At 63.1% G+C, this 20,667-nt stretch carries 11 protein-coding genes; 10 read left to right on the top strand and 1 reads right to left on the bottom strand.

What is annotated here, in order from left to right; genetic code table 11:
- Positions 1-380: 380 nt before the first annotated feature.
- The 4 genes from J2X76_RS00565 to J2X76_RS00550 all read left to right on the top strand — a co-directional run bounded on the left by J2X76_RS00565 (position 381) and on the right by J2X76_RS00550 (position 11,440).
- On the top strand, positions 381-1,562 hold the full coding sequence (locus tag J2X76_RS00565) for a polysaccharide biosynthesis/export family protein (protein WP_405029994.1): 1,182 nt from the start codon (positions 381-383) through the stop codon (positions 1,560-1,562).
- A gap of 183 nt (positions 1,563-1,745) precedes the next feature.
- Positions 1,746-9,197, top strand: coding sequence for a type I polyketide synthase (locus J2X76_RS00560; protein WP_310211948.1), 7,452 nt, complete (start codon positions 1,746-1,748; stop codon positions 9,195-9,197).
- Positions 9,197-10,627, top strand: a complete 1,431-nt coding sequence (locus tag J2X76_RS00555; protein WP_310211945.1) for an aminotransferase class I/II-fold pyridoxal phosphate-dependent enzyme — start codon at positions 9,197-9,199, stop codon at positions 10,625-10,627. Before J2X76_RS00560 ends, J2X76_RS00555 begins: the two co-directional genes overlap by 1 nt.
- A gap of 27 nt (positions 10,628-10,654) precedes the next feature.
- Positions 10,655-11,440 (top strand): SDR family oxidoreductase, encoded by a 786-nt coding sequence (locus J2X76_RS00550; protein WP_310214646.1) that lies wholly within the window; start codon positions 10,655-10,657, stop codon positions 11,438-11,440.
- Between the two features lie 13 nt (positions 11,441-11,453).
- Here the strand turns inward: J2X76_RS00550 and J2X76_RS00545 are convergent, their stop codons facing one another.
- Entirely contained in the window at positions 11,454-12,239 is a 786-nt protein-coding gene (locus tag J2X76_RS00545; RefSeq protein WP_113130287.1) for a metallophosphoesterase, read from the bottom strand.
- A 329-nt stretch (positions 12,240-12,568) separates the two neighbouring features.
- Between J2X76_RS00545 and J2X76_RS00540 the strand changes: the two genes are divergently transcribed.
- The 6 genes from J2X76_RS00540 (at position 12,569) to J2X76_RS00515 (ending at position 20,660) form a co-directional block, all read left to right on the top strand.
- Positions 12,569-13,750 (top strand): polysaccharide biosynthesis/export family protein, encoded by a 1,182-nt coding sequence (locus J2X76_RS00540; RefSeq protein WP_405029959.1) that lies wholly within the window; start codon positions 12,569-12,571, stop codon positions 13,748-13,750.
- Positions 13,751-13,816: 66 nt separating this feature from the next.
- Positions 13,817-16,093 (top strand): polysaccharide biosynthesis tyrosine autokinase, encoded by a 2,277-nt coding sequence (locus J2X76_RS00535; protein WP_310211936.1) that lies wholly within the window; start codon positions 13,817-13,819, stop codon positions 16,091-16,093.
- Positions 16,094-16,386: 293 nt separating this feature from the next.
- Complete coding sequence (gene gmd, locus J2X76_RS00530) at positions 16,387-17,490, top strand: GDP-mannose 4,6-dehydratase (RefSeq protein ID WP_113130284.1); 1,104 nt, start codon at positions 16,387-16,389, stop codon at positions 17,488-17,490.
- The gene (locus J2X76_RS00525) at positions 17,483-18,454 is read left to right on the top strand and encodes a GDP-L-fucose synthase (protein ID WP_113130283.1); all 972 of its coding nucleotides are present in this window, start codon (positions 17,483-17,485) and stop codon (positions 18,452-18,454) included. The genes gmd and J2X76_RS00525 overlap by 8 nt, the downstream gene beginning before the upstream one ends.
- Positions 18,454-19,761, top strand: coding sequence for a WcaI family glycosyltransferase (locus tag J2X76_RS00520; protein ID WP_310211928.1), 1,308 nt, complete (start codon positions 18,454-18,456; stop codon positions 19,759-19,761). Before J2X76_RS00525 ends, J2X76_RS00520 begins: the two co-directional genes overlap by 1 nt.
- Entirely contained in the window at positions 19,758-20,660 is a 903-nt protein-coding gene (locus tag J2X76_RS00515; RefSeq protein WP_310211926.1) for a hypothetical protein, read from the top strand. Before J2X76_RS00520 ends, J2X76_RS00515 begins: the two co-directional genes overlap by 4 nt.
- Positions 20,661-20,667: the final 7 nt, after the last annotated feature.

Genomic DNA, 20,667 nt, shown 5'->3' with positions numbered 1-20,667 from the left:
ATACCATGATACGGGACAAGCTCAAACCGCTCGATCTCCATGCGGTAAGCGGGAGTTTATGCGGATCGGACGGCCTTGAAAAGAAAGTGATTCCTGCAGCCGCTCCCGGCTCCGGGCGACGCCCGTCGCCGGCCGCATTAACCACGTTGATTAGAAGGCATTTAACTCAACTTGTTTAGATTCCCCTCCCGGTACTAGTCTGTCGCCGGACAATGGCCATAAAAGCGCACAGGATTTTTATTTCCCGGGGCTTTGCGCAATCCGGCTTGTTGTTCAAGGCTCGGTGTGCTTTTGAGGATCGGTCGGATTCAAACAGGTATTCGTGCAACCTCCCGTGTACGTAATGCCGGCGTTGATTTTGGAGTATCGAATTGGTTCGAATGACCGCGATGATGATCTGTGCGGCCTTGGCTGGTTGCCAGGCCGTACCCGGCGAAGGACCATTGGCCTCGGCAATCAACGCCGACAGCGGTCGATCAGCGGCAGAGATCGGACGTTTGAATGCTGCGGTATTCGAGGTTGTCGATGTGGACAGCCGTTCGGCCCGCCTGGTATCCGACTATGTATCCACCGCTCTGAAACGGCGTTTCGGGTTCGGCAATGGCGGTGTGGGCCGGGCCGTGATCGGTGTTGGCGATCTCTTGAAGATCACGATTTTCGAAGCCGGCGCCGACGGCCTGTTTTCCACCAGCGAGTCTAAGCAGACCAGCCTCGACGTCGTCGTGCAGCCGGACGGCAAGGCTGCCATTCCTTACGTCGGCTCCGTGCGATTTGTCGGAAAGACGCTCGAGGAAGCGCGACAGGCGATTCTATCCGCCCTGGCGAGCAAGGCCGTTGAGCCCGACGTCATCGTTTCCAGCATGAACACCCCTTCACGGACCGTCACGGTATCGGGCGCCGTGGCAAAGTCGTCGCAGGTTCCGCTCGATCTGACCGGCGAGCAGATCACCGGCGTGATTGCAAAGGCCGGTGGTCCTGTAGCGCAGCCCTATGAAACCTACGTCACCCTTGTGCGCGGCCAGCGCACCGGCACGGCGCTGCTGAAGTCCATCATCGACAACCCGTCCGAAAACATCTACGTCCAGCCGGGTGACCAGATTTTCGTGACCCGCGACCCTCGCACCTTTACTCTCCTTGGGGCCGTAAAGGGCAATGCGCGTATCGAATTCGGTGCCAACGACCTCAATCTGCTGGAAGCGGTGGCGCTCGGCGGAGGCGGTGTCGATGCCGCGGTCGATGCGAAAGGCTATTTCCTCTTCCGTTATGAAGAGCCGGATGTCTTTGCCGGTCTGGTCGGACAGCAGCGCATGAATGAACTCCTGCGCAAGGGCATGAAGCCGAACAGGGACGGTCGCTACCCGATCGTCTATCGCTTCGATATGAGCCATCCCGACAGCCTGATCGTCGGCCAGACTTTCCCGATCAAGAGCCGCGACGTGATCTATGCTTCGCGTCATATGGCGGTCGATTTCACCAAGTTCCTGAGCATTATCGGAACGCCTGTCGGAATTGTCGCCCAGGGCGCTGGCGCCGTTGCGCTCGTCGGAAGTGTCGGTGACTAGCCCGTTCGTTGTCGAGGTCTTTGTATTTTATAGCTGCATTGCTGCGGCGATACCTGTGGAAAAGCCGCAAGAACAACGTCCCGGCTTTTTTGGGGTGACAACCTACAATAAGTGTGGTGTTAAAAGTTAAGAGGCGAACTGTTCGTGCGTGTGCCTTGGCAGCTTTGACAATTTTGGGTGACCATGACGATCGAGATCATCGGCAGGGCCAGCGTTGCCCCAGGCGCAAGTTCTGTACGGGAGTTACAGAGGGTTCTGAGCGAGGGATTGTGCACGATCACTCGGATACCCGACGATCGGTGGGATAGCGCCCGTTTCTGGCATCCCGCGCAGGGCGTTCCCGGAAAGGCCTATACGTTCGCCGCCGGCGTCCTCGACGATATCCACGCGTTCGATCCGGCGGTTTTCGGACTGTCGCAGCGTGAAGCGATGCAGATGGATCCGCAGCAGCGCATCCTGCTCACTCTGGTCTGGCAGGCGCTCGAAGATGCCAATCTGCCGGTCGGCAAGCTCGCGAACGAGCGGGTCGGCGTCTATATCGGCGCATCGAGCCTGGAAAGCGGCAATCTCATATCCGAGGATCCGGCCGCCGGCAGCCCCTATTTCATGACCGGCAACACGCTGTCGATCGTTTCCAACCGCATCTCGCATGTCTTCGGCCTCAAGGGTCCGAGCATGACGATCGACACGGCCTGCTCCTCCTCGCTGGTCGCTCTCGACCAGGCGGTCGCGGCGCTTGAAAAGGGCGATATCGACACGGCGATCGTCGGCGGCATCAATCTGCTGGTCCATCCGTTGTCCTTCGTGGGTTTTGCCCAGGCGCGCATGCTGTCGCCGGAAGGGCTTTGCCGCGCCTACGATACGAACGGCCACGGTTACGTGCGTTCCGAAGGCGGCGTGGCGATCGTTCTGCGCCGCTCGGATCGGGCGCGGCAGGAAGGCGACCGCAGTCATGCACGGCTGCATGCCGTTGCGGTCAATTCCTCCGGCCGCACCAATTTCATCAGCCTTCCGTCACGGGAAGCTCAGGCGGCGCTGCTGCGCTCGATCTATGAAAACGGCGCTATCGACGTCAACCGCCTTGCCTTCGTCGAAGGCCATGGCACCGGCACGCGCGTCGGCGATCCGGCGGAGGTCTGGGCGATTGGTACCGTCATCGGCAAGAGGCGCCGGGCGCCGGTGCCGATCGGCTCGATCAAGACCAATATCGGGCATACCGAACCGGCTTCCGGCCTGTTCGGCCTCCTGAAGGCGATGATCGCGCTCGAAGACAATTACCTGCCGGCATCGCTCCACATTGAAAGGGTCAACGAGGATATCGATTTCGATAACCTCAACGTCCGGGTGACGACCTCGCCGGTCAAGCTGCTTCCCGCCAAGGAGCCACGGTTCGCGGGCATCAATTCCTTCGGGTTCGGTGGCACCAATGCGCATGTGGTGATCAGCGATCCCGAGCGGGTTGCGCCTGTCGATCCGCCAAAGGGCGACGGCACCCTGTTCGTCGCGAGCGCCCACACAGCCGGGGCTCTGTCGCGGCTGCTCGAAGATTACCGCAACCGGCTGTCGGCCTCGGCGCCGCAGGAGGCTGCTCGGATCATCGGTTCGACCGCCGCCAACAGGGAAGCGCTGCGCCACCGGTTCGCGGTCGAGGCCAAGGACAGCGAAGGCGTCCTGAAGGCGATCGAAACGCATCTCGCCGGCGAGGTTTCGCAGGGCGAGCGCGGCGAAGCGCCGGCCCAGTCCGCCCGGATTGCCTTCGTTTTTTCCGGAAACGGTGCCCAATGGGCGGGCATGGGTGTCGAGGCCTACCGGGAGAACCGGCATTTCCGCCAGTGTTTCCAGTCGTTCAGCGCGCTTTTCGAATATCATCTCGGCGAGAAGCTGACGGATGTTCTCGTCTCGCCCGACCTTGCGCTGCGTCTCGGCGATACCAAGATCGCCCAGCCCCTGCTTTTTGCGGTCCAGGCGTCTCTCTCGGATTGCCTCGTGGCGCTCGGCGTGCGGCCGGACGTGGTGTTCGGTCATTCGGTCGGGGAAATTGCTGCGGCCTATGTGGCAAAGGCTCTGACGGCGGCTGAGGCCGTGGCGATCGTCGCCAAGCGCTCCCGTTATCAGGACCTGTTCGCCGGCCAGGGGAAGATGGCCGCCGTCGTCATGAACGAGGATGCGGCGCTCGCTTTCGCAAAATCGAACGGCCTCGACGAAATCTACGTGGCGGCGATCAACGCGCCGAACTCGGTGACCATTTCCGGCCCGGCCGACGAGATCCAGGCATTCCGCGATGCGGCCCGCAAGGCCCAGATCGTCGCCCATGTCCTCGACATCAATTATCCCTTTCACCACCCGATCATCGACAAGGCGAAGGACGCCTTCCTTGCCGATTTGCCGCAGATCGAGCCGGAAACCGGCACCTGCGCCTTCGTCTCGACGGTCACCGGCGCCGTTCAGGATGGGCGGGGGCTGGATGCCGAATACTGGTGGCACAATGTCCGCGAACCGGTGATGTTCAAGGCCGCCGCGCAGGTGGCGATGGACATGGGCTGCAACCTGTTCATCGAGATATCGCCGCGCCCTATCCTGTCGAACTATGTCAGCGATATCGCCAAGCAGAATTCCGTCCCGGCGGTCGTCACCGCGACTCTGCAGCGCGAGACGCCGGTGCCGGGCAGGGATCCGGTCGCCCAGTCTTTTGCCCGCGCGGTCGCCCACGGCGCGTCGCCGCTCCTGTCGCGTCACAGCGGCAAGCGCAACGCTTTTGTCGACCTGCCGAGCCTGCCCTTCGAGCCGGTCGAGTTGCAGAGCCCGCCGACGTCAGATGAAATCGACGTGTTCGGTCGCAATGCCAAACAGCCCTATACGCTGCTCGGCTGGCGCGCCGATCCCAATGCGGCCCATTGGAAGAACCATATCGACGCGCGGCTTTTTCCGGATCTCGCCGAGCACGTCGTGGATTCGCGCGCCATCCTGCCGGGCAGTGGTTTCATCGAAATCGCCGTGACGGCGGCACAGCGCTTTTACGGTTCCGACGAAGTCGAGATCTCCAACCTCGAAATCGTCCGGCCGCTGGAACTGCGCCAGGATCGCATTGTCGAGCTGTCGACGCTGCTGTCGCCGGAAACCGGCTATATCGAGATCCGCTCCCGCGAGCGGCTGAGCCACGACGACTGGACGGTCCACGCCGTCGCCCGTAGCCGCCGTCCGATCGAGGCCGAGGCCGAAGCACCGATGACAAGGCCTGCGGGGGCGCAGGGCTCGGTGGTGACGTCGGACGATGCTTACGAGACGGCCCAGCGTTTCGGTCTTCAATATGGTCCTTGCTTCCGGCTCCTGTCCAAGGCGACGTCCTTCGGACGCACCGTCATCGAGGTTGACCTGAAGCCGGCGGAAAAGCCGGCTCACCCGTTTGTCGAATACAATCTCAATCCCTTCTCCGTCGATGCGGCCTTCCACGGCCTGGTCGCGCTTTTCGGTGAGCTTTCCGGCAATGAGGCCGGCGCGCCCTATATTCCCGTTCGCTTCGGTTCGATCCGGGTGTCTGGCAAAGGTGGCCCGATCGCCGGGGCGCGGATCGAGATCGAGCGGTTCAGCGGATATTCGATCAAGGTTCGCTTCCAGATGTTCGATGCGGCCGGCAACCGTGTCGCGACCTTTGACGATTGTCGCTTCCGGCGCACGTCGCTGCGCCGTCATCACACGCTGGCATCCGTCGCGTTCCATTATGAAAGCATTCCTGCCGCCTTCGCGGCCCCATTCGACGGGCAGGGGCTCGACGCGATGGGGATATTCGCGTCCGCCCAATCCCGGCCGTCCGATAACGCGACCTTGCTGATCGACGCGGCTATTTACCGGGCCTGTCACGAGATCGCGGCGAAGGTCGCCGACCATCGCGGCATCGTCTCCACCCGCCGTCTTCCGGGCGATGCGCAGTTCCGTTCCTTCCTCGCCAATTGCCTGTTCATCCTCGAAGATGCCGGCATTGCGACGTCGGATGACGGCGAATGGACCGTTCCGCGCGAATTCACCCTGCCGCCGGTCGGCGAAATCCTGCAGGAAGTCTACCGCGAGGATGCGGGCCGCGTCGCCGAAGCGGTGCTCGTCAACAATGCCTATTGCGATGCCCTCGATCGCCTGTTCTCGGCCTTTCTTCACGATCGCGATGAGAAGGTCGCAAGAGCAGATACCGTCAGCGAGGCGACGCTCGACCATGTGCTCGTCCATTCGCCGCTGGCCGGCCGCCGCCTGTCGGCCGTGATCGAGGCCGTCGAGGCGGCCGTCGCTGCGGCCAGGGGTGAGGTTCGCCATATCCTGAAGGCCGGTTCGACATCAGTGGCGCTGAGCCGCCGTCTCGCGACGATTGCCGCCGAAAACGGAGCGACCCTGACGATCGCCGAACCCCGCGAAAGCATCCGCCGCACCCTCGAACTCGCCTTCGAGCACGATGTGCATGTGATGCTGCCGGAAATGGACAAGCTCAAGGTGTCGCCGTCCGCCGACCTGGTGGTTGCCGGCGGCACCCACAGCCAGAAGCTTCTGTCGGGCCATAACGAGATCCGGGCAGCGATCCGCTCTGCCGCCGCCAATGGCGCCGCTCTGATCTTTGCCGATCGTGCGCCGTCGGCCTTCAACGATTTCGTCTTCGGCCAGTCCGAAGGCTGGTTCGAGAACAGCCAGTCGTCGGAATTCCCTATCGGCCAGCTCGGCACCGGACCTCAGATCGAGGACCTGATCGGTGATCTCGGTTTCGTCAGGCCGCATGTGGAGGAGCGAGACTATCCGGAAGGTGCGTTGCTTCTCGCGACGGCTTCCGCCGCCGTTACACCCCACGAGGCCGCCTTTGGACCCGGCAATCCGGTTCTGCTGCTTGCCGAGCGCGCTGATCCCGCGATTTCCTTTGGCGCCGCAAAGGTCGAAGCGCTCGATGCCGATTGCGGCGAGACGGGGTTTGGCGAAGCTTTCGCTCGTTTCGAAGGCCAGCCGCTTCGGCTGATCTATGCGGCGGAACGCAAGGGCGCCCGGGATGTCTCGGTGCTGGCTCAGGACCGCTTGCGGCGCTTTGGCCTGCTGGCGGAGGCCCTGTCCGCCTATCTCCGCGAGACCGGAGCATCGGCATCAAGGCCGAAACTCCTTGTCGTCGCGCCCGGCGGATCGCCGCTGGCAGGCGAGGGGACGGATGAGGCCAATGCCGGTCTCTGGACCTTTGCGCGGGTGCTGCAGAACGAATACGACCTGTTCGATGTGCATCTGGTGGATGCCGAAGCCGACGATCCGGCCACATCCGTGGCTGTGGCCGAGATATTCGCCGCCTCCACGAACAATCGCGAATGGCTGATCGACGATGGCAGGCTTCGGGAAATCCGCGCCGCCACCGGCCCGTTCCCGTCGTCCGACGTTCTGGTCTCGGATTTCCCGGCGGCGACGATCCGGCAGCTGGTCAGCAGCCGTGTCGACAGCATCGCCTGGGAAGCCTGCGACCTCCCCGTACCGGACAAGAACGAGGTGGTGATTGCCGTCGAGGCGACCGGCCTCAATTTCCGCGACGTCATGTGGGCCATGGGCCTGCTCCCGGAAGAAGCCCTGGAAGACGGCTTTGCCGGCGCGACCATCGGCATGGAACTGGCGGGACGCGTCGTTGAGGTCGGATCTGATGTCGATGACCTCTCTGCGGGCGACCGGGTCATGGGCATCGCGCCGGCGGCGTTTTCGACCCATGTCCGGGTTCGCCGCGACGGCGTGACGAAATTCCCCGACCGGCTGAATTTTACCGCCGCCGCCACCGTTCCGGTGGCCTTCCTGACCGCCTATTACGCCATGGTCCAGCTCGGCCATATCGAAAAAGGTGAAACGATCCTCATTCACGGCGCGGCTGGCGGTGTCGGTCTCGCGGCGCTGCAGATCGCCAAGCTGAAGGGCGCGACGGTCATCGCCACGGCCGGCACCGTCGAGAAGCGTCGCTTCCTCGAAGCGCTCGGCGCCGACCATATCTTCGATTCCCGCTCGCTCGATTTCGTTTCCCGCGTCCGTGGCGTGACGAATGGCGAGGGCGTCGATCTGATCCTCAATTCGCTGTTCTCGGAAGCGATGGAGCGCAGCATCGAACTGGTGAAGCCGTTCGGGCGCTTCCTGGAACTCGGCAAGCGGGACTACTATTCCGACCGCAAGATCGGGCTCCGTCCGTTCCGCCGCAATATCAGCTATTTCGGTATCGATGCCGACCAGCTTCTGGTCAATCTGCCCGCGGTGACCAAGAGGATCTTCACCGAGATCGGCCGCCTGTTCGCCGAGGGCAAGCTGACGCCGCTCCCCTACCGCGCCTTCAGTCATGACGAGATCGGCAGCGCCTTCCGGCTAATGCAGAATTCCGGCCACATCGGCAAGATCGTCGTCCGCCCGCCTGTGGCCGGAAAGGACAAGGTTCTGGCCGCACCGGGCAAGCCGCTGCGTTTCTCAGAAGACGGAATTTTCCTGGTCGCCGGCGGCATCGGCGGTTTCGGCCTTGCGGCAGCGGAATGGTTGGTCGCCAAGGGCGTGCGCCGCATCGCGCTCTGCTCGCGCCGCGGCATGGCCGACGATGTGACGCTTGCGGCGATTGCCGCCTGGCATAAAAAGGGCGTCCATGCGACGGTCCATGCCTGCGACATCACCGACGAGGCCGCGACCGCCCTGCTGCTCGAACTCCTGCGCAGCGAAGGCCCTGTAAAGGGCATCGTCCACGCGGCCATGGTGCTCGATGATGCGCTCATGTCCAACCTGACGCCGGAGCGCAACAAGCCGGTCGTCGACGTGAAGGTGAGGGGCGCCGAAGTCCTCCACCGCCTGACCTTGAAGGACGATCTCGAGCTGTTCCTGCTCTTCTCCTCGGCAACGACGATGATCGGCAATCCTGGCCAGTCGAATTACGTCATCGCCAACGGTTATCTCGAGGGCCTGGCCCGCGCCCGCCGTGCTGCGGGTCTTGCCGCCCTGGCCGTCGGTTTCGGCGCAATCGCCGACACCGGTTTCCTGGCCCGCAACACCGAGGTCAACGAGCTTCTGTCTAAGCGCATCGGCAAGACGGCAATGAAGGCGCGCGAAGCGCTTGAACAGGTCGAGCGCTACATGGTTGCCGATACCGGCAGCGTCGATGCGGCCGCGGTGATGATCGCGGAAGTCGATTGGAATGCGGTGCGGATGCTGCCGATTTCCCGGGGTGCGCTGTTCGAGACGGCGCTGCGCCATGCCGGTACCGGCAATGCGGCGGCCGAAGGCGATACGATCGATCTGGAAGAGCTGATCCGCGGCAAGTCGGCGGAAGAGGCGCAGCAGATCCTACATACGCTGGTTGCCGGCGAGATCGCCGCGATCCTGCGCGTCACCGAGGATACGATCACCCCGGACAAGATCCTGAAGGAGATCGGTCTTGACAGCCTGATGGCGATGGAGCTCGGCATGGGCTTCCAGCAGAAGACGGGATTCGACATCCCCTTGAGCGGTGTCGGCGACGATACCACCGTCGGCGACGTCGTCACGCGCTTGCGCGAGCGCGTATCGACGCATAGTGATGAGACGGAAGAGGCGACGCCGGCCGAGAACGGCGTTGTCGACAAGCTCGTGAAGAGCCATTCCGTCGCAAAGCAGCAGAAAGCGGCAGCGCATTGATGAACAAAGGTCCGGATGACGAAACAACCTCGGGGCTGGGCACCGAGGGAAAGCGTGGTTTGCTGGACAAGATGCGCCGGACGAGCGAAGCCTCCGGCCGCAATCGCGCCGCGCGGCTGAACCGCCAACCGCCGGCGCCGGCCCGTCAGGCGCTGCGCTTCGATGAGCTGCCGGAATATCAGCGTGTCCAGCTTCAGCGCATGGCGGGCGAGATGATCGGCGTCGCCAATCCGTTCTACCGCTCCCACGACCGCGCCGCCGGTGCGACGACCGCGATGGGCGGGCGCGAACTGATCAATTTCGCCTCCTACGACTATCTCGCCACCAATACCGATCCGCAGACGGTGGAAAAGGCGAAAGCCGCGATCGACCGGTTCGGCATCTCCGCCTCGGCAAGCCGCCTCGTCGCCGGCGAACGGCCGGTGCACACGGACCTCGAAGCGGATCTTGCCTCGGTTTATGGGGTCGATGCCTCGGTCTGTTTCGTCAGCGGATACCTGACTAATGTCGCGGCGATCAGCTGCCTGATGGGGCCGCAGGATCTCGTCATCCATGACGAGTTCATCCACAACAGCGCGCTCGCCGGCATCAAGCAGTCGGGCGCGACGCGACGCCTGTTCCGGCACAACGATATCGAAAACCTGGAATCCGTGCTCAGAACGCTGTCGGCCGAATTCCGGCGCATCCTCGTCATCGTCGAGGGCGTCTATTCTATGGACGGCGACATCGCCGACCTGCCGGCGCTGATCGAACTGCGCTCGCGCTACGGTTTCTGGCTGATGGTGGACGAGGCCCATGCGCTCGGCGTGCTGGGCAAGAGCGGCCGCGGCACGTTCGAACATTTCGGGCTCGACCCGCGCGATGTCGATATCTGGATGGGAACCCTCTCCAAGACCACGTCGAGCTGCGGCGGTTATATCGCCGGTTCGCAGGCGCTCGTCGATATCCTTAAGGCGGAAGCCGGCGGGTTTGTCTACAGCGTCGGTCTCGCGCCGGTTCTCGCGGCGGCGGCGCGTTGCGGGCTGCATATCCTGCGTACCGAACCGGAACGGACCGAAAGGCTGCATAAAAACGGTGCGCTTTTCCTTGAATGCGCCAGGGCCGCCGGCCTCGATACGGGCTTGAGCGTCGGCTTTTCGGTGGTGCCGGTCATTGTCGGCGATTCTCTTCGCGCCGTGCAGCTTTCCAACGATCTGTTGGAAGAAGGGGTCAATGTCCTGCCGATCATCCACCCCGCGGTACCGGAAGGCATGGCCCGGCTTCGGTTCTTCATCACCTGCGACCATACGGAGGAACAGATCCGCCATTCGGTCGAGATTACCGCCCACAAGTTGAAAGATTTACAGGAGCGCAATTTCGGCCTAGCCTCGCTCGACATGGAAAAGGTCCTGCAGCTGCAGCCGCTGCTGCAGGCAACAGGCAAGCTCTGAGCCGCGAGCCAGGTCGGGACGGACGAGATCATGCATGTCATCGTCACCGGCGGATCGAGCGGTATCGGCCTGGAGGTCGCAAGGCTCTATGCCGCGCGTGGCGCGCGGCTGACGCTGATCGCCCGCGATGCCCCAAGGCTTGAAAAAGCCCGCGAGGAACTTCTGTCGGCGGCGCAGATTTCGGACGCCGACATTCATATTGCAGCGGTCGACGTCGGCCACGAGGCCGATCTGTCGGCAGCCGTCGCCGCAGCGGAAGCGGTGCTCGGACCCTGCGACGTGCTGGTGACGTGCGCAGGCATCGTCGAGCCCGGCAGCTTCGAAACGCTGTCGAGCGAGGCGTTTGCCGCGCAGGTGACAACCAACTTCATGGGTACCGCCAATGCCGTCCGCGCCGTCTACAAGGGTATGAAATCGCGCGGAGAAGGCCGGATCATGATGGTGTCGTCAGGCGCGGCCCTGATCGGTATCTATGGTTATGCCGCCTATTGCGCTTCCAAATCGGCGTTGACGGGGTTTGCCGAAGCGCTTGGCATGGAGGCTGCAGGCTCCGGCGTCCACATTTCGATCTGTTACCCACCGGATACGATCACGCCGCAGTTCGAGAGGGAATTGCTGACCCGGCCACGGGAAGCGAAAATCGTCATGGGAACGGTCCTGCCCTGGACCGCGACGGCGGTGGCGGAACGGATCGTCCGCGCGATCGATGGCGGCAGGCCACGGGTTTATTTCGGCTTTTCGATCACGGGGCTCGGGCTTTTCGGCTCGTCGATCAAGCCGTTGTTGTTCTGGTGGTACCGGCGCCGGTTCTGAAATCCTCGGTCTCTTACAGGAACGAGAATCGCCCGCCGTCGATCTTGAGGACCGTCAGCCGGCCGGAATAATAAGCTCCCGTGTCTATGCCGATCCGGCCGGGCCCGAGGTCAGGCTCCGGGTGTGGCGTATGGCCGTGGACGACCAGAAGCGGCAGTTGCGGTCCCGTGGCGAGAAACGCCTCACGAATCCACAGCATGTCCTCATCGCTCTGCTGCAGCAGCGGGATGCCCGGTCTCAGGCCCGCATGGACGAAAACGAGTTTGCCGACCGTGAGGCTGACGGGAAGATTGGCGAGGAACTTCCGGTGCGGCACCGGCACGGTTTCCAGCAGCAGATCGCCTAGCTTGGCGCGTTGCCTCTTGCCGCGGGTGCCCAGACCATACGGGTCCAGGCCATAGGAAAGCAGCGTCTGTTCGCCGCCCATTCCCAGCCATTCCGAATAACGTTCCGGGTCGTCCACGAACTTCGAAAAAATGTCGTCATGGTTGCCGCAGAGCGGAATCCGCCTCAGGCCGTGTTGGCTGGGTCTGATCAGGTGCTCGAGGACATGGGCCGAAGCGGGGCCCCGGTCGACATAGTCGCCGAGCAGGACCACCATTCCGGGACGATGGTTCACCGCCATGTCATGGGCGATGCGCGCCTCGGCATCCCTGAGTTCGTCGAGGCAGCCATGCACGTCGCCGATCGCATAGATCGGATAGGGCGGCGGGTTCTGGCCGAGGTCGATCCGGCGGCGGCGAGGCCTGACCGGTTCGGCCCGGCGGCGCCTCGAAAACCAGTCCTTCAAATTTCGCATGCTTCCCGCCATCCGCCTGCTATGGACGATCCCGCCGACAATGAGAAGTGGATGACCGATGGAGTGTTAACAACGTCCGAAGCCTCCGGATTTTTGAACGGGATCGCCGGGGCCATATGTGAGAGGGTTTCGGAATTGAACAAGACCGTGCGACAGCTGCAGCGCCGTCCCGCATGTATTCTGTGGACGAAAATTGATTAACCATCCATGTGGTTGATTTGCCACACTATCGCGAATTTTGATTCGTCGCGTATTTACCCCCGAGAATCACCGGGTTCGCTTGCCGGCTAAACCGATACCATACTTTGGGTTGTGTGGCGGGGCGTATGTTGAGTTCTTTGAGTGTGGTTCTAGCGCTTGCTACTGTTGCGTTTCTGTCCGGCTGCACAGGGATTCCGCGGTCCGGCCCGGATCCACGCGCCGTTGAAGCCAATGCAACCGTGAAGGCTTTTGCAACAACCGGCAACAAGGCCGGTATCGACTACGCGCTTGTCGATATCAATCGCAATGTCCTGGCCCATCTGCCGAAATCCGCGATGCCGAGCCTGAGCGCCGGTTTCGGCGTCGGCGGTGCTGCACCCCCGCCGCTGACCCTCGGCATCGGCGATGTCGTTCAGGTCTCGGTGTTCGAGGCGCAAAGCGGCGGTCTGTTCATCCCCGCGGATGCGGGTGCCCGCCCGGGCAATTACATCACCCTGCCCAACCAGACGATCGGTCGCGATGGCATGCTGAGCGTTCCATACGCGAACAAGGTGAGGGCGGCAGGACACCCGGTCGATGCGGTAGAGCTCGATATCGCCGAACGGCTGGCCAATCGCGCCATCGAGCCGCAGGTTGTGATCTCGACAGTGGCGAGCCGGTCGATGGGCGCGTCCGTCCTGGGCGACGTCAAGCAGGCGAAGAAGATCGAGCTCAGCCCCGCCGGCGAGCGTATCGTCGACGTGATTTCCGAGGCCGGCGGCCTGAGCGTGCCCGCCGGGGAGGCGACCGTCTCGCTCCAGCGTCGCGGCCGCAACGTCACCGTCGCGTATCGGACGCTGAGCGATCGTCCGCAGGAGAATATCTACGTCTATCCGGGCGATACGATCTTCGTCGGTCGCAATCGCCGGACCTTCCTCGCCTTCGGCCTGACCGGCGAAAGCGGACGATTTGATTTCGAGGACTCCGACCTTTCGCTCGGCGAAGCCTTGGCCAAGGCCGGCGGCCTGATCGACGACAAGGCCGAACCGCGATCGGTCCTTCTTTACCGCGTCGCGGATCGCGATCTTCTCCGCGATATCGGCGTCGACGTCAGTCGCTTCAAGGGCCGCGAGGTGCCGGTGATCTTTCGCGCCAATCTGCGCGATCCGGCCGCCTTCTTCGCCGTCCAGCAGTTCCCCATGCAGGACAAGGACGTACTCTATGTATCGACGGCCGATGCGGTCGAGCTCGTGAAATTCCTCACCATTCTCAATTCGGTCACCGCTTCCACCCGGGATATTGCGAGCAGCCATGATGCCTGGCGCGACTGACATTCAGGCCGCTTGCGGCCGCTCGGGATCGGTTCTCCGCAACGCGGGCCTCGATGGGGCAACGCGATGAACCAGCGGCCTGTTTTTCTGACGCGCCACCGGCAGGACCCCCTTGAGGAAGAGGTTCCCGAACTGGATCTGGATGGCCTGATCGCCAGCGTCCGGCGGCAGTGGCGGGTGGCCGGCCTGTGCGTCGCGGTCTTCGTGGCACTCGGCATCGGCTACATGCTGACCGCCACGCCCCGATATGCGGCGAAAACCAGCGTGCTGATCGACCGCGGCAACCGGCAGGTCGTCGAACAGCTGTCGACGATCGGCGGGGTCCTGGACGACGAGGCATCGGTCCTCAGCCAGGTCGAACTGCTGCGGTCCGAGACGATCGGCGTGTCGGCGATCGACAGCTTGAAGCTGCAGGATGATCCGGACTTCATGGCGGGCCGCCGGAACCTGGTGCTTGCGGCGGCATCCGCCATGCGGTCGATATTCGACCTCAGGCAATGGCTGGGAGGCGACGGCCAGTCGCGTCTCGACCAGATCGAGGCGAAACGCCGTCAGGCGCTCGCGAAACTTCTCGACAATCTCAAGGTAGCGCGCGTCGGGCGTTCCTATGTCCTCGAAATCTCCTACACCGCCACATCGCCGCAGCTTGCCGCCGCGGTCGCCAACGCGATCGCCGATGCCTATCTGACCGACAAGCTGGATGCCAAATACGATGCCACGCGGCGGGCCGGCGACTGGCTGCAGCGGCGCATCGAGGAATTGCGGCAGCGCTCGCTGGAATCGGATCTGGCGGTCCAGCGGTTTCGCGCCGCCAACGGCCTCGTCACCGCCAATGACAAGCTCGTCTCCGACCAGCAGCTTGCCGAACTGAACAGCGCGCTGATCGTGGCACGGGCCGACACCGCCAGAGCCCGGGCCCGCTCCGACCGCATCGAGGCGATCATCGCGAGCGGCGACACGGATGCGGTCGTGACCGATGCGCTGGAGAGTTCCGTGATCGGCTCGCTGCGCGAAAAATATCTGGAATCGTCGAGGCGGGAGGCCGAGATCTCCAGGCGGCTGGGGCAGGACCATGTGCAGGCCGTCCGCCTGCGTCAGGAAATGACGGAATATAACCGGCTGATGTTCGACGAACTGCGGCGGATCGCCCGGAGCTATCAAAGCGAACTCGAAGTCGCGCGATCCCGCGAGCGCCAGATCAACCAAGGGGTCCGCAACGCCACCGATGTCAGCGTCGCCGCGGGCGAAACGCAGGTGCAGTTGCGGGAACTCGAACGTTCCGCCGAAACCTACCGCAACCTCTACCAGACCTTCCTGCAGCGTTATCAGGAGGCCGTGCAGCAGCAGTCCTTCCCCGTCACCGAAGCACGCGTCATTTCCCGTGCCGTGCCGCCGGCGGGTGCGAGCGAGCCGCGGCTGTCGCTGGTGCTGGCGATCTGCCTCGCGCTGGGTTGCGCCGCCGGCGGCGTGGCCGGGGCTTTTCGAGAATTCCGGGACCGGTTCTTCCGTACCGGCGAACAGGTGAGAGATGTTCTGGGCCTCGAATATCTCGGTTCCGTACCGCTGGTGGAGCTGCCGCCGGGCAGGAGGCCGCCCGCCGGGCCGGCAAGAGGGGAGGTCTGGCGGACAACTGAAATGTCCGGTTTTGCAACCGAGCATCCGTCCTCCGCCTTTGCCGAAACGCTGCGCAGCGCACGGATCGCCGCGGATGTCCATATCGACAAACCTTGCAAGGTCGTCGGTATCGTCTCTGTCCTGCCCGGCGAGGGGAAATCGACGATCGCCATGAATTTCGCCCAGGCGCTCGCCAGAAGCGCGAGGGTCCTGCTGATCGATGCGGACCTGCGCAATCCGGGCGTGACACGGGCGCTCGGTTCGCATGCGGAAGAGGGACTGCTCGAAGTCCTGCTGGAGGCCCGGGTGCCGGCTTCCGTGATGTTGGCGGATCCCGATACCGGCCTGCAATTTCTGCCGGCCGTGGTGACGCGGCGGATGCCGCATTCGTCCGAACTTCTGGCGTCGTCCGCGATGGCGAGGCTGCTGGCACAGCTTGGCGCCGAGTTCGACTATATCGTTCTCGACCTGCCGCCGCTCGGTCCGGTCGTCGATGCGAGGGCGGTCGCGTCACGCGTCGACGGCTTCGTCATGGTCGTCGAATGGGGCGGGACATCCCGAAAGGCGGTCAAGGACACCTTGAATGCCGAACCGCAGATCGCCGGCCGGTGCCTCGGCGTGATGCTCAACAAGGTCGATGGCAGCAGGATGAAACTGTACGAGGGATATGGATCACCGGATTATTACGCATCCCGCTATGCGCGTTATTACCACGAAGACACGTCCTGATCCGGCGCCGGTTCTATCGATGCCGGGTCAAAGGCCCGCGTAGGGCCGGCACTCCATCCCAACCAGAACGGAAACGAGAAGGAAGGACCCCGACGACTGCCGATGATCTTTTCTGAAGCGCTTGGCTGCAATGTTTGGCATAAGCCCCGAATGGTACGAATCACTGTATGTCTCGGATTCGCCGCATTCCGGGGGGCATCACAACGGTGTTCCCAGCACTCGCGACTGGCACATTGCGCGCTTTGACGCGCACGTTTCACTTAAAGACTGACGGGTTCCGTTAGGGGGATATCATGACTGGAAATGTGAAGAGCAACGGCAAGGTAGCATTGATCACCGGGGTGACGGGCCAGGACGGCGCGTATCTTGCTGAACTGCTGCTGGCGAAGGGCTATACGGTCCATGGTATCAAACGGCGCTCCTCCTCGTTCAACACCAACCGCATCGAGCACCTCTACGAAGATCCGCATGTCGAGGATCCGCGCTTCATGCTGCATTTCGGCGACATGACGGATTCCACCAATCTCATCCGAGTGGTGCAGGAAACCCAGCCGGACGAGATCTACAATCTGGCGGCCCAGAGCCACGTGCAGGTCTCGTTCGAGACGCCCGAATATACCGCCAATGCCGACGGCACCGGCACGCTGCGGCTGCTCGAAGCGATCCGCCTGCTCGGCCTTTCCAAGAAGACCCGTTTCTACCAGGCTTCCACTTCCGAGCTTTACGGCAAGGTGCAGGAAGTTCCCCAGAGCGAGACGACCCCCTTCTACCCGCGCTCGCCCTATGCCGCTGCCAAGCTCTATGCCTACTGGATCGTCGTGAACTATCGCGAGGCCTATGGCCTGCATGCCTCGAACGGCATCCTGTTCAACCACGAAAGCCCGATCCGCGGCGAGACCTTCGTCACCCGCAAGATCACCCGCGCCGCCGCCGCCATCCATCTCGGCCTGCAGGAACGCCTCTTCCTCGGCAATCTCGATGCCAAGCGCGACTGGGGCCATGCCCGCGAATATGTGCGCGGCATGTGGCTGATGACCCAGCAGGACCAGCCGGACGACTATGTGCTCGCAACCGGCGAGACCCATACGGTACGCTCCTTCGTCGAAAAAGCCTTCGCCAAGGTCGGCATGCCGATCGAATGGCGCGGCGAGGGCGTCGACGAAAAGGGCTACGACACGACATCCGGCGAATGTGTCGTGGCGATCGATCCGCGCTATTTCCGCCCGACGGAAGTCGACCTTCTGATCGGCGACCCCACCAAGGCGCACCGGAAGCTCGGCTGGAAGCACGAGACCAATCTCGATCAGCTCGTCGCCGAAATGGTCCGGGAAGACCTTAAGGTCATGGCGCGCAATGTTCCGACCTCGGGCGGCAACAAGGGGCTCTCCCATGCCTGAGACGATCTACAGCCTTGCGGGAAAGAAGGTCTATGTCGCGGGGCATCGCGGCATGGTCGGCTCGGCGATCGTCCGCCGTCTGGCCTCGGAAGGTTGCGAGATCCTGACGGCGACGCGCGGCGACGCCGATCTGACGCGTCAGGTTGACGTCGAGGCCTGGATGGAGAAGAACCGCCCGGATGCCGTGTTCCTGGCGGCCGCCAAGGTCGGCGGCATCCTCGCCAACGACACCTATCCGGCCGATTTCCTCTACGACAACCTCATCCTCGAGGCGAATATCATCGAGGCCGCCCACAGGGTCGGCGTCGAGAAGCTGATGTTCCTCGGCTCCTCCTGCATCTATCCGAAATTCGCCGACCAGCCGATCGTCGAGGAATCGCTTCTGACCGGCCCGCTGGAATCGACCAACGAATGGTATGCGATCGCCAAGATCGCCGGCATCAAGCTCTGCCAGGCCTATCGCAAGCAGCACGGCCATGACTTCATTTCGGCCATGCCGACCAATCTCTATGGCCCCGGCGACAATTTCGACCTGAAGTCCAGCCATGTCATGCCGGCGCTGATCCGCAAGGCGCATGAGGCGAAAACCGGGCACCTCGCGGACATCACGGTGTGGGGTACGGGCACGCCGCGCCGCGAATTCCTGCATGTCGACGATTGCGCCGATGCCTGCGTCCACCTGATGAAGACCTATTCGGCCGAAACCCATGTCAATGTCGGATCCGGCGAGGACGTGACCATTCTGGAGCTCGCCCAGCTGGTCTCCAAGGTCGTCGGCTTCCAGGGAAATATCGCCCATGACCTGACAAAGCCCGACGGCACGCCGCGCAAGCTGATGAGTGCCGACAAGCTCAGGGCGCTCGGCTGGTCGCCGCGGATCGGGCTGGAAGAGGGCATAACCGATGCCTACCGGGCCTTCCTCAAGGGCGAGTATCTCGAACGCAAACGCGGAGATGCTGCCTGATGACAGCCGCCGCCCAGCCCCTCAGCGACGAATGCGAACAAACGTTCGACGCCGCACCGGGGCTGGCCACGGTAGCTGCCACATCGCCACGCAAGAGCGTGGTCGTCTATGCGATGAACTACGCGCCGGAAACCGCCGGCGTGGGCAAATATACCGGCGAGATCGCCGAATACCTGGCCGCCGAGGGCATGGACGTCACGGTGGTGACGACGCCGCCGCATTATCCTGGCTGGGCGGTCCAGCCCGGATACAGGAATGGTTTTTCCGCAACAGCCGAAGGACGCATCACGGTGCTGCGGGCACCGCTGATGCTGCGGCGGAAGATGCGGGGCATCTGGCGTCTGCTGGCGCCGCTGTCCTTTGCGCTCACCTCGGCACCGGTCGTCTTCTGGCAGATCCTGCGTCGCCGCCCGGCAACGGTCTTCTGCGTCGAGCCGACGCTGTTTGCGGCCCCCGTGGCCCAGCTTGCCGCGAGGTTGATCGGCGCGCGCACCGTGCTGCATGTCCATGACATGGAAGTCGATGCCGCATTCGCCGTCGGGCATCTGAACTCAAGGCCCTGGCTGAAGGCGCTCGGCCATGTTTTCGAGCGCGGCGTGCTCGGCAGGTTCGACCGGCTGATCACCATTTCCAACCGCATGGCCGAGGGCCTCGTCCTGAAAGGCGTGCCGGACGCAAAAGTGTCCGTGGTCCGCAACTGGGTGGATCTCGGGCAATTCCATCCGATGGAGGATATCAGTCCCTATCGGGCGGAACTCGGCTTCGGGCCCGAGGATTTCGTCGTCCTTTATTCGGGCAGTATCGGCGCCAAACAGGGCCTGAACGTTCTTCTCGACGCGGCCGAACATCTTGAGGACGAGCGGCATATCCATTTCGTGGTCGCCGGGGATGGGCCGCAGAAACCGGAGCTCGAGGCTCGTTACGGCCATCTTGCCAATGTCCGTTTCCTTCCCTTCCAGCCCTATGCGCGGCTGAACGCTCTCCTCAACATGCCCGACCTGCATGTCCTGCCGCAGGACAGGAGCACCGCCGACCTGGCGCTTCCCTCCAAGCTCGGCGGCATGCTGGCCTCCGGAAAACCCGTCCTGGTCACCGCCGACGAAGGCACCGAACTGGCGCAATTTGTCGAGGAGGCCGTCTACCTGACGCCGCCCAACGACCCGGAAAGCCTTGCGGCCTGCATTCTCCGCGCAAGGTCCGAGCGGGACGAATTGCTGCCGCATGCTCGGATGGCTCTGGTCCAGAGCCTTTCGAAACGGCCGGCCATCATCGCCATCCGGCAGCTGATCGACGGCGGTGGGCCATGAGGATCGCCGGCCACATCCTCGCCTACAACGTCGATCGCTTTCTGCCGCACGTTGTCGAGAACTGCGGCCGTTTCGTCGACAAGGTTTTTATCGTCCGCCCCGAGCGTCCCTGGGCTTATGCGCCTGGTTCGCGCGCCTCGAGGAGGAACCCGACCACCCGGGAGAAGGTGGAGGAGGCGATCGCCGCCGCCCGCCTGAAAGGGGTGAATTGCGAGATCGAGGTGATTTCCAGCGACTTCGAGACGGAGGAGGATACCCGCAACGACTGCCTCGACAGGGCCGTCGGCGAAGGTTTCGACTGGCTGGTCATCCAGGACGCCGACGAATTCTATTCCGACCTTTCCTGGGAAAGGCTGCTCGAATTCATGGCGCTCGACCGCGGCCATGATCGCATTCTGACGCCATGGCATAATTTCTGGAAGACGCCCGAGCTGGTCCTGACCAATGGCCGGGGCTCGATCCGCGATGTCAATGCGGGTTTTGCGATCCGCTGCGCAAGCGGCGTCCGCTTCGAGACGGCGCGCAGGACCACCGCCGCGCCGACCATCCTCGTCGACGAACCCTGCTACCACTACGGATACGTTTTGAGCGATGCCGAGATGTGGGAGAAGGTCACCAGCTGGGGACATGCGCACCAGGTGAATGCGCAAAAGTGGTTTCGGCTGAAATGGCTCGGATGGACGCCCGGCCATTCCTATCTTCATCCCGTCACCCCGCTGTTTTGGCCAAAGGCGATCCGGTTTCCCGGCAGGCAGCCCGCCTTCGCCTCGTCATTCATGCACCCGAGCCAGGAAACAGCGCCGCTGGGCTTCGTGGACTTTCTGGAAAACATGCTTCGCGACCGTGCGACGGACGTCCGCATCGTCGCGCGGAAAATATTGAAAAGGTCAACCGTGTAGCCGTAGG

It is taken from the genome of Neorhizobium sp. 2083 (genome assembly GCF_031455615.1).
Classification (GTDB): domain Bacteria; phylum Pseudomonadota; class Alphaproteobacteria; order Rhizobiales; family Rhizobiaceae; genus Neorhizobium.
The sequence above is the reverse complement of the archived record's forward strand: the minus strand, read 5'-3'. Positions and strand labels throughout refer to the sequence as shown.

Excerpts from the sequence above, each read along its gene's own strand:
- J2X76_RS00565 (WP_405029994.1), top strand. The coding sequence starts at position 381 with ATGACCGCGATGATGATCTGTGCGGCCTTGGCTGGTTGCCAGGCCGTA.
- J2X76_RS00560 (WP_310211948.1), top strand. The coding sequence starts at position 1,746 with ATGACGATCGAGATCATCGGCAGGGCCAGCGTTGCCCCAGGCGCAAGT.
- J2X76_RS00555 (WP_310211945.1), top strand. The coding sequence starts at position 9,197 with ATGAACAAAGGTCCGGATGACGAAACAACCTCGGGGCTGGGCACCGAG.
- J2X76_RS00545 (WP_113130287.1), bottom strand. The coding sequence starts at position 12,239 with ATGCGAAATTTGAAGGACTGGTTTTCGAGGCGCCGCCGGGCCGAACCG.
- J2X76_RS00535 (WP_310211936.1), top strand. The coding sequence starts at position 13,817 with ATGAACCAGCGGCCTGTTTTTCTGACGCGCCACCGGCAGGACCCCCTT.
- gmd (WP_113130284.1), top strand. The coding sequence starts at position 16,387 with ATGACTGGAAATGTGAAGAGCAACGGCAAGGTAGCATTGATCACCGGG.
- J2X76_RS00525 (WP_113130283.1), top strand. The coding sequence starts at position 17,483 with ATGCCTGAGACGATCTACAGCCTTGCGGGAAAGAAGGTCTATGTCGCG.
- J2X76_RS00520 (WP_310211928.1), top strand. The coding sequence starts at position 18,454 with ATGACAGCCGCCGCCCAGCCCCTCAGCGACGAATGCGAACAAACGTTC.
- J2X76_RS00515 (WP_310211926.1), top strand. The coding sequence starts at position 19,758 with ATGAGGATCGCCGGCCACATCCTCGCCTACAACGTCGATCGCTTTCTG.